The organism is Kitasatospora sp. NPDC057738, assembly GCF_042798815.1.
Taxonomy (GTDB): domain Bacteria; phylum Actinomycetota; class Actinomycetes; order Streptomycetales; family Streptomycetaceae; genus Kitasatospora; species Kitasatospora lactacystinica.
Genome location: NZ_JBHVJT010000045.1, coordinates 62,165 through 76,967, shown reverse-complemented (window position 1 = coordinate 76,967; position 14,803 = coordinate 62,165). Strand labels below are relative to the sequence as shown.

The following is a 14,803-nucleotide window of genomic DNA, read 5'->3' as shown; positions in this document are numbered from 1 at the left end:
GCGGTGGTCGCCGGGTTGCCCGCGCAGACGTCGACGGGGTGCCCCGCCAGCTCGGCCGGGCGCAGCACGGAGCGGTCGGCCAGCGGATGGGTGTCCGCCATCATCACCGAGATCCGCTCCAACCGCACCGGCAGCTGGACGAGTCGACCGCGCACCGGGGCGGGCAGCCCGGCGAAGCGGCCGAAGGAGGCGTCCAGCCGGTGGGCCAGCAGTTCGGCGGCCGCCGCGGCCAGTCCGCCGTGGAAGCGGGCCAGCAGTTCGCCCTCCGGCCAGGCGGCCCGGGCCCGTTCGAGCACCCGGTCGGCGGTGAGGTCCGGGCCGGTGACGTCACTGTTGAGGTCGAGCAGCAGCGGCCGGGCGGCGGCCCCGGATCCGGCCGCGGCCTCGGCGAGGATCTCGTCGTGCAGGGCGAGGAACCCGCGCGCCCGGGGCAGCAACCGCCTTCCGGCCGGGGTGAGTTCTACGCTGCGGGTGGTGCGGGTGAACAGTGCTTCGCCGAGCTGCCCCTCCAGGGTCCGGACGTCCCGGCTGAGTGCCTGCTGGGCGGTGTGCAGCCGCTCCGCGGCCCGGCCGAAGTGCAGGGTCTCGGCGGTCGCGACGAAGCCGCGGAGCAGGCGGGGGTGCAGGTCACGGGGCATGGGCGGCAGATTAACAACAGCGTGTTGTGAGTGCGGCGAAACAGGTGTTGGACGGCCGCCCGCCACCGGCACCAGGCTGTGAGCACCCCCCTTCCCCCTGCTCACAGGAGCCCGATGCCCCCGCGCGCCGTCCTCACCTCCTACCGGCGGCTGTTCGCGGCCCCCGGTGCCGTCGCCTTCACCCTGACCGGGCTGCTCGGCCGGCTGGCGCTGTCGATGAACGGCGTCGCCCTGGTGGTGCTGCTCTCCGAGCGGCGCGGCTCGTACGGGCTGGCCGGGGCCGTCTCGGCGGCCGGACTGGCCGCCGGCGCGGTCGGGATGCCGCTGATCGGACGGCTGGTGGACCGGTACGGGCAGGCGCGGGTGACGGTACCGGCCGCGCTGTACAACGCCGTTCCACTGACCGGGCTGCTGCTCTGCGTCCGGCTCGGCGCACCCGACTGGACGCTCCTCCTCTGCTCCGCGGCCGGCTCGGCGGCACCCAACCTCGGCGGCATGGCCCGCTCCCGCTGGGCGCACCTGTACCGGGACGACCCGGCCGCCCGGCACCTGGCCAACTCCTTCGAACAGGCCCTGGACGAACTCTGCTTCATGGCCGGCCCGGTGCTCGCCATGCTGCTCTGCACCACGCTCGCCCCGGAGGCCGGACTGATCACCGCCGGGACCCTCGGCGCCGCCGGCGCCCTGCTGTTCGCCGCCCAGCGGCGCACCGAACCCCCGCTGCCCCCCGCCCCGGCGCAGGGGCGGGAACCGGCCGGACCGCGGCACGGCTCCCCGCTGCGGGTGCCCGGGCTGCGGGTGCTGGTGCTGACCTTCCTGGCGACCGGCACGGTCTTCGGCGCGACCGAGATCACCACCGTGGCGTACGCCGACGCGCTCGGCCACAAGGCCTCCGCCGGACTGCTGCTGGCCCTGTTCGCGGCCGGTTCCTGCGTCGCGGGGCTGCTGTTCGGGCTGCTGACCCCGCGCCGGGCACCGGGCACGCGGTTCCTGCTCGGCGCCACCGCGATGGCCTCGGTGCTGCTGCTGCCGCTCGCCGCCGGGCTGGGCGGGACCGGGCTCGGGCTGCTCGGGACGGCCCTGTTCGCGGCCGGCACCGCCACCGCGCCGACCATGGTGACCGGGATGACGCTGGTCCAGGAGCTGCTGCCGCAGCGGCAGTTCAACGAGGGCATGGCGATGGCGGTGTCCGGCATCGTGATCGGCATCTCGGCCGGGGCGGCGCTCGCCGGGACGGTCGCGGAGCGGGCCGCTCCGGGCACCGGCTACCTCCTGCCCGCCGCGGCCGCCGGGCTCGCGCTGCTGATCGCCCTGGCGGGGCGCCGGCACCTGACGACGCGCGGGGCGGCGGCGGCCGCACCGCCCGAGGGGGCGCCGGGTGGAGTGCCGGGCGGGGCGGCGGGCGGGGCGCCGGAAAATGCCGAGCAGATTGTCAGTCCCACCCTCTAACGTCGAGGCATGGGGGAAATCACGTACGTCCGAGGCGATGCCACCACGCCCCAGGGCAAGGGCGTGAAGGTGATCGCGCACGTCTGCAACGACCTCGGCGGCTGGGGCAAGGGCTTCGTGCTCGCGCTCTCCAGACGCTGGCCCGAACCCGAGGCCGCGTACCGGCGCTGGCACAGGGAGCGGGCGAAGAACGACTTCGGCCTGGGCGCCGTCCAGCTGGTGGCGGTCGATCCGCACGTCTGGGTGGCCAACCTGGTCGGCCAGCGCGGCATCCGCACGGGGCGCTCGACCGGGGTGCCGGTGCGGTACGAGGCGATCGACACCGGACTGGCCGCGCTCGGTGAGCACGCGCTCCGGCTCGGTGCCTCCGTCCACATGCCGCGGATCGGCTGCGGCCTGGCGGGCGGGCGGTGGGACCGGGTCGAACCGCTGGTCACCGCCCGGCTGACGGCCCGGGGCGTCCCGGTGACCGTCTACGACGTCGACTGACGGCCTGCCAGCAGGCCCTCCCCTTCCACCGATCCGGCTCTCCGCCTCTCCAGCGTTCCGTCGACCGGTTCCTACCTGTCCGCCGGCTCCGCCCGCTCGGACCCGACCGCCACGCGCGCGGCCGGCCAGGCGTACACGTACTCGGGCAGCAGGAACCCTCCGGGGAACTCGCCCTCCTGCGCCCGGACCCGCTCTGCGCCCTCGCGCTCGTAGAAGGCGATCGCGCGAGTGTTGTCCCGCAGCACCTCCAGGGAGAGTCCGGCCCCGGGGTGCCGCTCGGCGACATGGGTGCGGGCCGCGATCAGCAGCTCGCGCCCGATGCCGCCGCCGTTCAGGCCGGGGCGGACGTGCAGGTTGTCGATCATCACTCCGCCGTCCGGCTGCGGGACGAGGTAGATGAATCCGACCATCGCGCCCGCTCGTTCGGCGACCAGCAGTTCGGGCGTGTTCTCCGGCCCGCCGTAGTCGGCGCAGTCGGTGTCCAGGCGCAGTGCCCACAGTTCGCGTCGCTGGGTGACCATCCCGTCGCCCAGTCCCGCCTCGGGGACGATCCCCCGGTAGGCGGTGCGCCAGCTGTGGGCGTGCAACTCGGCGATGGAGTCGGCGTCCTGTACTCCGCCGCGCCGGATGACGGTCCGTCCTGAACTGATCATGTGACCAGCCTCCCACAGAGATGGAGTTGAACATGTTCAACCGATACGTCTACAGTACCGCTCAGCTTTTGAACGCGTTCGAAATGAGGGGGGTCGCCGTGGCACCGGATGCGGAGGGGGCATCCGGTGCCACGAACACCGACACCGGATGGAACGTCGTCTCCGGCTAGGCTCGTGCTCGTGGACGACCTGGCAGCGACGAACCGAACGGACGGCGAGAACGGCACGGCCGGGGCTCCGGCCGCGCCCGACCCGGGGAGCGGGACCGGGCCGGAGGGCGGAGCACTGCCCGGCGGCCGGGCCCGGCCCAAGACCGACAAGAGTGAGGCGACCCGTGCCCTGATCCTGGAGACCGCCATGCGGCTGTTCCAGGAACGGGGCTACGAGAAGACCACCATGCGCGCCATCGCCACCGAGGCCGGCGTCTCGGTGGGCAACGCGTACTACTACTTCTCGGCGAAGGAATTCCTGATCCAGGGGTTCTACGACCGGATGACCTACGAGCACGCGGCCGACGCCAAGCGCCGGATGTCCCACACCCGGGACTTCTCCGAGCGGCTGGAGATCGCACTGACCTCCTGGCTCGACACGGCCGCGCCGTACCACGAGTTCGCCGCGCAGTTCTTCCGGACGGCTGCCGACCCGACCAGCTCGCTGAGCCCGTTCTCCAACGATTCCCACCCGGCCCGGGCGACGGCGGTCGAGCTGTTCCGCGACGTCCTCCAGGGCTCGGAGCTGGCGCCCAAACTGGACGCCGAACTGGTCGAGCTCCTGCCCGACGTGCTCTGGCTGTACCTGATGATCGTGGTCCTCTACTGGGTCTTCGACCGGACCGAGGACACCGAGCGGACGCGGGAGTTCGTCCGCCGGTCCACCCCCATGGCGGCCCGGGTGATCAACCTCTCGCGCTACCGGGTGTTCCGGCCGATCGTCCGCGACGCCAAGGGCCTGATCCAGGACTTCATCCTGCCCACCATCGGCAAGACGGCCGTCAAGTAGCGCCCGCGGCAGCACCGGAGGCCGGCCCGCGAACGGGCCGGCCTCCGGTGCTGGAACGGGCTCAGAACTCGGTCGGCGTCCAGGCCCGCACCGGGGTGCGCAGCAGCAGGTCCGCGGCGGCCGCCGCCCCCGGGCGCAGCTCGGCGACCAGGGCGGCCGCGGCCAGCCTCGACGCCGTCTCCGCGCCCAGGTAGAGAGAGCCCAACTCCGAGGCGCCGAGCGCGAGGTCGGCGTCGTCCGTGGTCCGGGTGCAGCGGCCGGTGCCGTCCTCGGCCGTCTCCAGCGCCCAACGGCCGGAGGCGTAGCCCAGCTTGTCGTCGACCTCCAGCACCACCCGGCCGGGGGCGCCGTAGCTGCGGGCGCCGAACGCGGCCTCGACGTCCAGCACTCGCACCCAGACGAGGTCGCCGTTGTCCTCGTGCGGGGTGGCCGCGCGCGGGTCCTGGAGCAGCAGCGGCAGCGGGTCGTCCGGGCCGAGGTTGCGCACCTCGACCCGGGCCACCCAGTCCACCGACAGCACCAGGCGCCAGAGTTCGACGGCGGTGGGCAGGTCGAGGGCGATGAACTCGTCCACGGAGAGCGTGCCGTCGGGGTAGGCGCCGTCCCACTTGGGGTCGATCCGGTAGAGCACCAGGCCGGTGACCGTGCCGGCGGCATCCCGGTGGACGGCGGCGAACGGCTCCTTGAAGTCGTCGCCGGACGTGCGGACTTCGCCGCTGGTGCGCTCCCACCAGAGCGCGTCGCGCTCGATCGCGCCCGGCTGGGTGCGCCGCCAGCGCTCGTACAGGTCCGCGCCCAGCTCGCGCAGCTCCGCCATGGTCACGAAGTCGATCCGGCCGCCGGGAACGCCCAGCAGGCCCTCGCGCAGACCGCGGGTGCGGCGCAGGTCGATCCTCCAGCCGCTGCCGTGGGTGGCCGGACCGAAGCCGAACCGGCCGTAGATGTTGTACTCGGCGGCCATCAGGGCGGCGACCGCGCAGCCGCGCTCGGCCGCGGCCGCGAGGTCCCGGCGCATCATCGCGCTGAGCAGGCCGCGCCGGCGGTGGGTGGAGCTCACCGTGACGTTGGTGACGGCGTCGGCCTGGACGACGGACCCGCCGGGGACGGTCAGTTCGGTGTCGAAGCTGCGGAAGGTGGCGATCTGGCGCTCGCCGTCGAAGCCGGCCAGCATCCGGCCCGGCTCCCACTGCCGGCGGCGCAGGTCCTCCGCGACGGCCACGTGGGGGCGCAGGAAGCCGAAGTTGAGCGCCCGGTTCCACTCCGCCACCTCGTCCACCGAGACGGCCCGGACCTGGAGCCCGCTCACGCTGTCGACGTCCGTGTGATCGATGCTGTTGCCCATGGGGCCACCGTACGGCGGCCCTCCGGGGGTGGCATCCGAATTATTCCGTGCCCGACCCGTGGTGCTCGCCGGGCACCACCACCCAGTGGTTGGTGCGCAGGACGCGGTCCGCGAAGTCCAGGTCCCGCTCGCCGACCAGCCGGAATCCGAGCGCCCGGCAGATCCCGTTGGACGCTCCGTTGGTGGTCCCCGGGTTGGCGTGCACCTCGCCCCAGCGGCCGTCCTCGGCGGCGGCGTCCAGCACCCTGCGGACCGCCGCCTTGGCCAGGCCGCGCCCCTGGTGCTCGGGCAGCACCATCCAGCCGATCTCGGAGACGCTCTCGCCGTCCTCCTGGTCCGACCAGAGCGTGACGGTGCCCGCCGCCTCTCCGTCCTGCGCGCCGTCCGGCACGATCATCCTGATCCAGGAGCTGTCCCCGGCCACCAGGGCCAGGTCCCTGCGCAGCCGCTCCTCCACCCGCGCCCGGGGCAGCGGGCCGCCGAGTTCGGCCATCATCACCGGGTCGCAGCGCATCCGGACGTACGCCTCCACGTCCCCCGCCCGAACATCCCGCAGTCGCACGACGCCTCCTCAGTGCCGGTCCGCGCGGTCACGCTAGCGCGCCCCACCGACAGTGGCGTCCGGGCGGGCCCGCCTGGCATCCTCGTGCCGGTTCAGGTACAGACGATCCGCTTCGGGGGGAACCATGGAGGACGAGTACGTCCGCAGGCTGAAGGAGTACGAGGGCCGGGCGCTGACGGCGAAGCTGGTCGGCGGGCTGACCGTGGCCGGCTGGCTCTGGGCGCTCTGGCTGGTCCTCGCTCCGGGCAACGGGCTGTGCGGCTCACCGGCCTTCTACCAGCCGACCGGCTTCCACCTGGCCGAGGTCTGCGACTCCGAGATGATCGGCCGGGTCGGCGGCGCGTTCGCCGTCTTCCTCGTGTCGCTCCCGGTCGCCGCGCTCTGGGGCTGGACAGTGGTGCGGCTGCGCGACAGCCGCCGGGCGGTGGCCGCCGTGGCCGGCCGGTAGCCCGGTGGGGCGGCGGCCGGCTCGGCCTCCCGGACGCCCTCGGTGCCGAGTACCTCGCGCCGACCCGGCTCCGGGGGACGCCCTGGGCGCGCTCGACCCGGTCCTCGTGGCCGCCGCCGAGGGGGCGGGGCCGGTCGCACCCGTCGAGGTGCTGACCGGCACCCGCCGGCCCGGGCGTCAGGGGCGGGCGTAGAAGTCCGGGGTCCCCATGATCCAGAGGCTGGCCTGCTTGACCGGCATGCCGACCCGCGGGGCCTCGATCATCTGGTCGTCGCCGATGTAGAGCCCGACGTGGTGGATGTCGGCGGCGCGCCCGGTGTCGGTCCAGAAGACCAGGTCGCCGGGGCGCAGCTGGCGGTAGCCGATCGGGGTGCTCTGGGCGTACTGGTCGGCGGCGAAGTGGTTGAGCTGCCGGCCGCCCTCGCGCCAGGCCATCATCGTCAGCCCGGAGCAGTCGTAGCCGCCCGGGCCCTCGCCGCCCCAGACGTAGGGCAGGCCGATCTTGGACTTGGCGAAGGCGATGGCGGCGGCCGCGCCCTCGGCGGACCACGGGCGGGCGGGGGGCGGTGCGGGGTGGGCCCTGGTGGCCGCGGCGGCCGCTGCCGCCGCCGCTGCCTCGGCCTCCCGGGCGGCCTGCTCGGCGGCGGCGCGGGCGGCGGCCTCGGCCTCGCGGGCGGCGATCTCCTCCAGGGCCTCGCGGCGCCGGCGCTCCAGCTCGACGGTGGTGTTCCGGGCGGCGGCCAACTCGGCCAGCAGTTGCTCTCGGCGCCGCCCGGCGGCGGCCACCTCGTCCTGCTGGGCGGCCAGCCGCTGCTCCGCCCCGGCCTTGGCCGCGCCGACCTCGGCGGCGGCCTTCCCGGCGGCCTCGGTGGCGGCCCGGGCGGCGGCGGAGGCGCCGCGGGCGGCGGCCGCGGTGGAGGTGGCGGCGTCCAGGATCTGCCGGGTGCGCTCGCTGACCTGGCCGACCGCGGCGGCGCGGTCGCCCGCGTCGCGCGCACCGTGGGCGCCGAGCAGGGCGTTGAGGGCGGACAGTTCGGCACCCGCGCCCTGCCGGTACGTCTCGGCCGCGAGCCGGGCCGCGTCCTCGGCGGCGGCCGCCCGCTCGGTCTCGGCGTCGGCGGCGCGCTGCGCGGCGGCGGCCTCCTCGGCGCGGGCCCGGGTGAGGGCGAGCCGGGCGCCGTTGTAGGCCTCGACGGCCTGTTCGGCGGTGCGCCCGGCGCGGTCGAGCTCGGTGCGGGCGGCGGTGAGCGCGGCCTCCAGGTCGGCGGCCGAGGAGGCCTTGCCCTCGGCCTCGGCCCGGGCCCGGTCGATCTCCTCGGTGGTCGGGTACGGGTCCTCGCCCACGGCCCGGCCGGCCGTCGGTTCGGGGTCGGCCGGGGCGGCCTGGGCGGCGGGGAGCAGCCCGAGCAGGGCGGTGAGGGACAACAGGAGGGTCGGCAGGATCCTGCGCGCCACGCGACATCCCTTCTGACGGGTCCGGAGGGGACGGCGTCGGACGGCGCGCGGCGTACGGGCGGTCGGTGGCCCGGGGGTCGGCGGGGATCCGATGAATCATCCCATCACGTGACAGAACGGTCACATGACGCTCATGTTCTCAATTCCGGCGGCCTTCACACCCGGAAAGTGCTCCGCCGGTCGGGTGACCATCGGATGATCTGACCAAACCTCGGCTCCGGCCGGACAGCGGGGCGGGCGGGAAACCGGGCAGGAAACGGGCAGGAAACCGGACGGGGAAACGGACGGCGAACCGGACGGGGAACGGACCGGGACCCGCGCGCAGGGCCGGGCTACCGGCCGATCCGACGGGTGTGGGTGCGCAGCCGGTGGTGCCGCTCCGGCCGGCTCTCCAGCCCGGTCGGCCCCACCGCGAAGACCCGGCTGCGCCCGGCCCGGACGGTACGACGGCGCTGCTGCGCCAGGCGGGAGCGGTCCGGACCGGCCTCGGCCGACCCGAGCGCCGGGTCCGCCGCGCCCCGGGCCGTCCCGGCGGCGGCCGCCGAACGGCGGTCGGCCAGCCGGGCCTGACGGCGGGCCAGCGCCCGGGCGGCGTGCGCGTCGAGGTGGGCGCTGGCCCGGGCGGCCATCCGCTCGGCCACCCGGTGCGCCGCCGGGTGGTTGGCGGGCACCTTGTCGGGGGCGCCGGCGATCAGGTCGAAAAGCCAGGTGCGGGCCCGGTCCGCGCGCCGGTGCAGCAGGCGCTCGCGCCGCAGCGCACGCGCCCGGCGGCGGGGGCGCGTGGAGTACCGCCAGCGGGCCCACGGGCTGCTCGGGCGGGCCAGCCGGATCGCCCCGATCCAGGACAGGCCGGGGACCATGATCCCGAGCAGGCCGGTCCACACCTTGCCCTTGAGCAGGGTGATCACCGAGGCCAGCGAGTTCACCGAGATGATCGTGATCAGGCCCCACCTGGTCTCCTCGCCGGGCACCACGCCGAGCGGCACGTACCCGACCAGCAGCAGGGAGGTGAACAGGATGCCGAAGATCACCGCGTCCACCGATTTGCGGCCCTGTTCGCTCCAGTACACGTCGTCCAGGTGCAGGATCAGCGCGAACTCGTCCAGCACCAGACCGCAGCCGATGCCGAAGGCCAGACCGAACACGTCGATCCACGGGTGCCCGCCGTAGGTGGCGAACACCCCGATGCCGCCGAGCAGCAGGAAGCCCAGGCCGAACACCATGTGGTGGATGTGCAGGCCGCCCGGGGTCACGTTGCCCGGCCACCAGCGCACCTGGGCGCGGATCATCCGGACGCTGAACCGGATGAAGACGAAAGAGGTGATGAATCCGACCAGCAGCAGGAACAGCGGTTGCTTGTGCGCGGCGACGATGTGCTCGCGGTAGCCGTCCAGCAGTGTCGTCATGGGTCTTACCTTCGTTCCTGGTCCTGCGTCCTGCCTGCCGTGACGTGGCCCGGGGGCCGGGGCCGGGGCCCGGGGACCGGGGACCGGGGACCGCATCGCCCCGGCACCGGCCCGGCACCGGCCCGACGTCCGGTCAGAACCCTCGAGTGCGCTTGGCCGCCCGGCGCGGCACGACCGGGTAGAGCGACGGGCGCTCGGCGCCGACCGGCAGTTTCAGGAACAGCCGGGCGATCTCCCCGCCCAGGTTCACCCCGACCGCCAGCGCCATCGCGATCGCCGCCGCCCGGAAGACCGACACCAGGCCGGCGCTGGAGTGCCCCTGGGCGAAGGCCAGCATCCCGAGGTAGAGCGCCGAACCGGGCATCAGCGGACCGATCGCGGCGGTCACGTACGGCAGCGCCGACCCGTTGCGGTAGCGCGCCATCAGCTGGCCGAAGAGGCCGACCAGCCCGGCCGCCACGCCGGTCGCCGCGATCGGGTTGACGCCCGCGTTGTACACCAGCGCACCGTAGCTGGCCCAGCCGATGCCGCTGTTGACGGTGACCAGGGCCAGCGTGCGGCGGTCGGTCTGGAGCAGCGTCGCGAAGGCCAGGGTCAGCAGCATCGCGGCGACCATCTGGACCGGCGGGTAGTTGACGCCCACCAGGCTCTCGTCCGGGCGCAGGTTCGCCTCGAAGCCGACGCCCAGGTAGAGGATCACCATCACCCCGATCACGATGCCCGCGACCAGGTAGATCACTTCCAGCAGGCGGGCCGCGGCGGTGATGTAGAAGCCGGTCAGGCCGTCCTGCACGGCGGCGACCAGGGCGCGCCCGGGCAGCAGGGCGAACAGGCCACCGGTGATCACGACCGAGCCGCGCAGGCCCCAGTCGTTCAGCGAGAGGATGATGCCGGAGGCGGCGGCCGGCATCGCGGCCGCCACGAACTGGTAGAACTCCGGCAGCCGGCGCCGGGCCAGCGCGGAGGCCAGCCGGTCGCCGAGGACGGCCGCGACGAAGGCGCTCGCGAACACCAGCCAGGCCTTGTCGTCCACCCGCCCGCCGACCAGGAAGGTCGCCGCGCCGGCCAGCAGGCCGGTGGTCAGGGCGAGGAACCAGGCGGGGTACGGGTGCCGGTTGCGGCGGATCAGCGCGAGCCGGCGGTAGGCGTCGTTGACCGTCACGTTCTCCGCGGTGATGTCCGCGACCAGCGCGTACACCGCGTCGAGCCGGGTGTAGTCGGAGGTCCGGCGGCGCACCACGCGGTCGGCGGTGACCGGCGGCTCGACCAGCGAGGGCTGGTACGAGATGCCGATCAGGGTGAAGGTGACCTGCGGCTCGCAGCGGTCCAGCCGGTAGGCGTGCGCGATGCCGAGCATCGCCGCCTCGACGTCCTCGGCCGCCTCGCCGCTGGCCAGCAGCAGCTCGCCGATGCGCAGCGTCAGGTCGAGGATGCGCGGGACGTTGCGGGTGACGGACGCGGAGGGGTGCATTTCGCGGGCGGTGCGCTCGAAGGCGGGCCGCTCGGACATCGGGGTGCGCAGCAGGGTGCGCATCCGGTCCGGCCAGGGCGCCTCGCCGGGGGCGCCGGCGGTGAGGTCCGGGACCGGGATGCCGGTGGGCGGGGTGTAGCCGGCCGCCCGCCACTCCTCGGGGGTGAGGGTGTCCTCGGCGACCGAACGGCGACGGACCGGGCGCTCGGTCTCGGCCCGTCCGGTCGCGGCGCGGACCGCCGGCCCGGGTACCGACTCGGGTACCGGCTCGGGCTCGGGCTCGGGGGCCAGCAGGCCCTTGGTCTCCGGAACGGGCAGGGCGAGCGGGACGACGGTGGTGGGCTCGACCGGCGGGGCGGGGTAGCCGAGCAGGCCCTCGGTGGGCGGGGCGTCGGCGGGGTGCACCGGCTTCGGGGGTGCCTGCCGCGCCTGTCGGACCGCCCTGCCCCCCCTCGCCCGCTTGCCCGTACCCGGTCGGCCCCGCTTAGGCACTTCCGCTCCTCGCCACCCCTGGCGGCCTCCGGCCACCGCTCGATCTCGGGTTACACCTTGCCTGATCGAACAGCCGGACGCACATGTACGCGGCGTCCCGTGGCCGGAGCGGCGGGCGCCTACCCGGCGCGGTGGCGGGTGGCGGACGCCTACCCGGCGCGGTGGCGGGTGGCGGACGCCGCGCCGGAGCGGCGCGCCCGCAGCAGCTCGATCGCCACCGGGATCACCGAGACCAGCACGATGCCGACCAGGATGGCCTCGATGTTGTCCCGGACGAACGGGATCTGCCCCAGGAAGTAGCCGAGCACGGTGACGCCGCCGCCCCACAGCACGCCACCGACCAGGTTGAACACCACGAAGCCGCGGTAGTTCATCCTGCTCACCCCGGCGACGATCGGGGTGAAGGTGCGCACGATCGGCACGAAGCGGGCCAGCACGATCGCCTTGGGGCCGTGCCGGTCGAAGAAGGCGGCGGCCTTCTCGACGTTCTCCTGCTTGAAGACCCGGGAGTCGGGACGGCGGAAGAGGCTCGGGCCGACCTTGCGGCCGAAGAGGTAGCCGACCTGGTCCCCGGCCACCGCAGCGACCACGATCAGCGCGCAGACCAGCCAGAGCGGCTGGTGCAGGTAGGTGCCGCCGGCCACCAGCAGGCCGGTGGTGAACAGCAGCGAGTCACCCGGCAGGAAGAAGCCGATCAGCAGACCGGACTCGGCGAAGACGATGGCCAGGATGCCGATCAGGCCGAAGGTGGAGATCAGGGTGGTCGGATCGAGCCAGGACGGGCCGAGGGCGAGGCTGGTCACGGTGCGGGCACTCCGGGAGGTCGAGTCTTGGCAATGAAACAGTAAAGCATTGACAAAGACTCGGCTGGAGGCGGAAAGGTTCCCGGGCCGGCCCGCACACGGCCGGGCGCGGAGCGCGCGGCACGGCCGGGAACGCGCGCGGCCCCGGTGGGGGCCCGGGAAGGGCCGGCCCGCCGGGGCCGCGCGGTCGAGGACGGTCAGAGCCCGTAGCGCTCGACGATCTCCTCGTGCCGGGCGGGGGCCGCGCCGGCCGCCTTGGCCAGCTCCGCCCAGGCGAGCGGGTGGGCCCAGCCGTCGGTCAGCCGCAGCAGCAGGGCGTCGGCCTCGGCGGCCGAGGCGGTCGGCGGGACGCCGAGGGCCGCGTAGACACCGGGCAGGGTGTCGCCGCCGTCCGCCGGGTCGGTGATCCGGTACTGCTCCCCGCTGTACACCCAGACCGCGTACCCCGCCCCGTGCAGCTCGTCCCGCAGGGCCGACCACTGCTCGTCGCCGGGCCAGCCGCCGTCGATCCAGTAGGTGGTGTACCCGGCCGGGTCGAGCAGGGTGAGCAACTCGAACACCGGGCGCCAGCGCTGCCGCTCCTCCTCGGGGGCGTCCTCGGCGGGCGGGCGCTCCAGCAGGGCCGGGGCGAAGACCACCACGTCGCCGTGGTTGAGCGTCAGGTCGTCCCCGAGCACGGGCAGGATGCGGGCGGTGGCCGGGCCGGTCCGCAGGGCGGGCAGGTCGGACGTCGCGCCGTTGGTGCGGGTGGCCCGGACGGTGACCAGCTGCCACTCCTCGTCCACCGGGCCCTCGGGCTCGTCGAACTCGATGTCGAGCAGCGCGCCGGTGGAGCGGACCACCGCCCAGTCCCGGTTGGCGGTGGCCGCGGTGATCAGGTGCCACAGGTCCGGCTCCCGGACCGCCCGGTGGCCGTCCTCCTCGGCGGAGTCCTCGGCGCTGTCCTCGGAGGTGTCCGCGGCCGGCGCCGCGCGCTCCAGCAGTTCCAGGTACATCCGCTGCGCGGTGGCGTGGTCGCCCAGCTCGGTGGCGGCGTGGGCGGCGAGGCGACGGGTGTTGATCACCTCGTCGTCCAGCACCAGGATCGCCCGGCACTGCTCCAGCGCCTCGGTCCAGCGGCCCTCGGCGGCGGCCCAGCGGGCGCGTATCCAGTGCCCGTCGGCCGGGGCGGAGACGGCCACCCGGTCGGCGAGGCGGCGGATGCCCTCGGCGTCCCGGGCCTCGATCAGCATCTCGCCGAGCGCGCCGGTCAGCTCGCGGTCCGCCGGGTCGTCCTCCAGGTACCGCCACAGCAGGTCGGCCGCGGCACGGGCGTGGCCGAGGCCGCCCAGCACGGTGGCCAGGAGCACCGCCAGTCCGGTGGCGCCGGCCTGCTCACCCCGGTACCGGTCCAGGGCGACGGAGAGCAGGTCGGCGCCGGTCTCGTAGGGCACCCGGACCTCGGCCAGGTGCGCCGTCAGCTCGCCCGGCGGGACGGGCAGCTCGGGCTCCGGCAGTGCCTCGGCGGCCGCGCGCAGCGCCGCGACCTGCTCCGACACGCCGTCGGTGCGCCGCAGCCGGGTGAGCTTGCGCTCCCCGGTCGCGGCGAGGGTGAGCGCCACCGTACGGGCACCGCGGGCGAGCGCGAGCCGCCCCGCCGCCAGCAGCAGGTCCACGCACGGGCGGTGCGCGCCGACGCCGTCCAGGTAGCCGACCCAGCCGGCCAGGACGGCGCCCAGTTCGGCGTCGTTCTCCCGGGCCCCGGCCGCGACCAGCAGCTCGACCGTCTGCGTCCAGGCGGTGCGCAGGTCGGCGTGCCGTTCGGCCTCGGCCCGCTCGGGCAGCAGGGCGAGCGCCTCCTCGGTGCGGCCGAGCGAGGCGAGCGCGCGGGCCCGCAGCAGGGCGCCCCAGCGCTGGTCGCGCTCGTCCAGCCGGCGCCCCTGCGTCTGCTCGGCCCGCTCGGCCGTCTCCAGCAGCTCCAGCACCTCCTCGTGCCGGCCCAGCAGGTGCAGGGTGCCGGCCCGGGCCTGGTGGAAGCGGAGCGAGACCGGCTGGCCGGCCGCCCGCATCCGGTTGGCCGCGGAGTCCAGGTGGTCCAGCGCCTCGGCCGCCCGGCCGTCGTCCTCCAGGGCGTCGGAGTACTCGCGGGACAGGCAGTCGTAGCAGGCCCGGTCGGGCTCGATCCGGTCCAGCGTCTCGCCGACCACGGCGAGCCGCTCGGCCACGTACCCCGGACCGTCGACCCGGGCGTGGCAGATCGCGAAGTCCTGCACCACGCAGACCGACTGCGGGCAGTTCGCCGTCTCCTCCCGGTGCGCGAAGTCCAGCAGGTCGACCGCCTCGGGCAGCACCGCCTCGCCCTGCTGGCGCTTGTTCAGCAGGTTCTGCATCCGCCAGTGCCGCAGGTAGACCTCGACCCAGGGCAGGCCGAGCGCCCGGGCGGCGGCCACGGCCTCCGGGTAGAGCGCGTCGAGCTGCTCGTTGCGCCCCTCGGTGGCGTGCTCGGGCAGCTCGACGATGGCGTCGGCCAGCCGGTGGTGGCCGGCCTCGGCCAGCTGCCGGTGGGTGTCGCGCACCCAGGCCCAGATGTCGGTGGTCATGCCTGCTCCCCCTGCGT

13 protein-coding genes are annotated in these 14,803 nt (G+C 74.8%); 4 read left to right on the top strand and 9 right to left on the bottom strand.

What is annotated here, in order from left to right; translation table 11 throughout:
* On the bottom strand, window positions 1-638 hold a 638-nt coding region (locus ACFVGO_RS24015), incomplete at its 3' end, for a LysR family transcriptional regulator (protein ID WP_380633924.1).
* 114 nt (window positions 639-752) lie between these two features.
* Between ACFVGO_RS24015 and ACFVGO_RS24010 the strand changes: the two genes are divergently transcribed.
* Together ACFVGO_RS24010 and ACFVGO_RS24005 are read left to right on the top strand one after the other, a co-directional pair.
* The gene (locus ACFVGO_RS24010; protein ID WP_380355393.1) at window positions 753-2,087 is read left to right on the top strand and encodes an MFS transporter; all 1,335 of its coding nucleotides are present in this window, start codon (window positions 753-755) and stop codon (window positions 2,085-2,087) included.
* 9 nt (window positions 2,088-2,096) lie between these two features.
* Window positions 2,097-2,576 carry a macro domain-containing protein gene (locus ACFVGO_RS24005; protein WP_359910411.1) on the top strand — a complete coding sequence of 160 codons (480 nt, stop codon included), beginning with the start codon at window positions 2,097-2,099 and terminating at the stop codon, window positions 2,574-2,576.
* 71 nt (window positions 2,577-2,647) lie between these two features.
* Here the strand turns inward: ACFVGO_RS24005 and ACFVGO_RS24000 are convergent, their stop codons facing one another.
* The gene (locus tag ACFVGO_RS24000) at window positions 2,648-3,229 is read right to left on the bottom strand and encodes a GNAT family N-acetyltransferase (protein WP_359910408.1); all 582 of its coding nucleotides are present in this window, start codon (window positions 3,227-3,229) and stop codon (window positions 2,648-2,650) included.
* A gap of 180 nt (window positions 3,230-3,409) precedes the next feature.
* Between ACFVGO_RS24000 and ACFVGO_RS23995 the strand changes: the two genes are divergently transcribed.
* A complete protein-coding gene (locus tag ACFVGO_RS23995; RefSeq protein ID WP_380355401.1) occupies window positions 3,410-4,228 on the top strand; it encodes a TetR family transcriptional regulator in 819 nt (272 codons plus the stop codon).
* Between the two features lie 61 nt (window positions 4,229-4,289).
* Here the strand turns inward: ACFVGO_RS23995 and ACFVGO_RS23990 are convergent, their stop codons facing one another.
* Window positions 4,290-5,570: a GNAT family N-acetyltransferase gene (locus ACFVGO_RS23990; RefSeq protein WP_380633921.1), complete on the bottom strand. Its 1,281-nt coding sequence runs from the start codon at window positions 5,568-5,570 to the stop codon at window positions 4,290-4,292.
* A gap of 40 nt (window positions 5,571-5,610) precedes the next feature.
* A complete protein-coding gene (locus ACFVGO_RS23985; protein ID WP_380633919.1) occupies window positions 5,611-6,132 on the bottom strand; it encodes a GNAT family N-acetyltransferase in 522 nt (173 codons plus the stop codon).
* Window positions 6,133-6,256: 124 nt separating this feature from the next.
* Between ACFVGO_RS23985 and ACFVGO_RS23980 the strand changes: the two genes are divergently transcribed.
* Window positions 6,257-6,580 carry a hypothetical protein gene (locus ACFVGO_RS23980; protein ID WP_359910399.1) on the top strand — a complete coding sequence of 108 codons (324 nt, stop codon included), beginning with the start codon at window positions 6,257-6,259 and terminating at the stop codon, window positions 6,578-6,580.
* A gap of 177 nt (window positions 6,581-6,757) precedes the next feature.
* On the opposite strand, the gene ACFVGO_RS23975 is transcribed toward ACFVGO_RS23980, so the two are convergent.
* From ACFVGO_RS23975 to ACFVGO_RS23955, 5 genes are all read right to left on the bottom strand, one after another.
* Window positions 6,758-8,035, bottom strand: a complete 1,278-nt coding sequence (locus tag ACFVGO_RS23975) for a C40 family peptidase (protein ID WP_359910396.1) — start codon at window positions 8,033-8,035, stop codon at window positions 6,758-6,760.
* Between the two features lie 332 nt (window positions 8,036-8,367).
* Complete coding sequence (locus ACFVGO_RS23970; RefSeq protein WP_359910393.1) at window positions 8,368-9,441, bottom strand: hypothetical protein; 1,074 nt, start codon at window positions 9,439-9,441, stop codon at window positions 8,368-8,370.
* Between the two features lie 133 nt (window positions 9,442-9,574).
* Window positions 9,575-11,317, bottom strand: coding sequence for a threonine/serine exporter family protein (locus ACFVGO_RS23965; protein ID WP_359910390.1), 1,743 nt, complete (start codon window positions 11,315-11,317; stop codon window positions 9,575-9,577).
* Between the two features lie 236 nt (window positions 11,318-11,553).
* Entirely contained in the window at window positions 11,554-12,207 is a 654-nt protein-coding gene (locus ACFVGO_RS23960; protein WP_359910387.1) for a VTT domain-containing protein, read from the bottom strand.
* A gap of 197 nt (window positions 12,208-12,404) precedes the next feature.
* Window positions 12,405-14,786, bottom strand: coding sequence for a hypothetical protein (locus ACFVGO_RS23955; RefSeq protein WP_380633915.1), 2,382 nt, complete (start codon window positions 14,784-14,786; stop codon window positions 12,405-12,407).
* Between the last annotated feature and the right edge of the window lie 17 nt (window positions 14,787-14,803).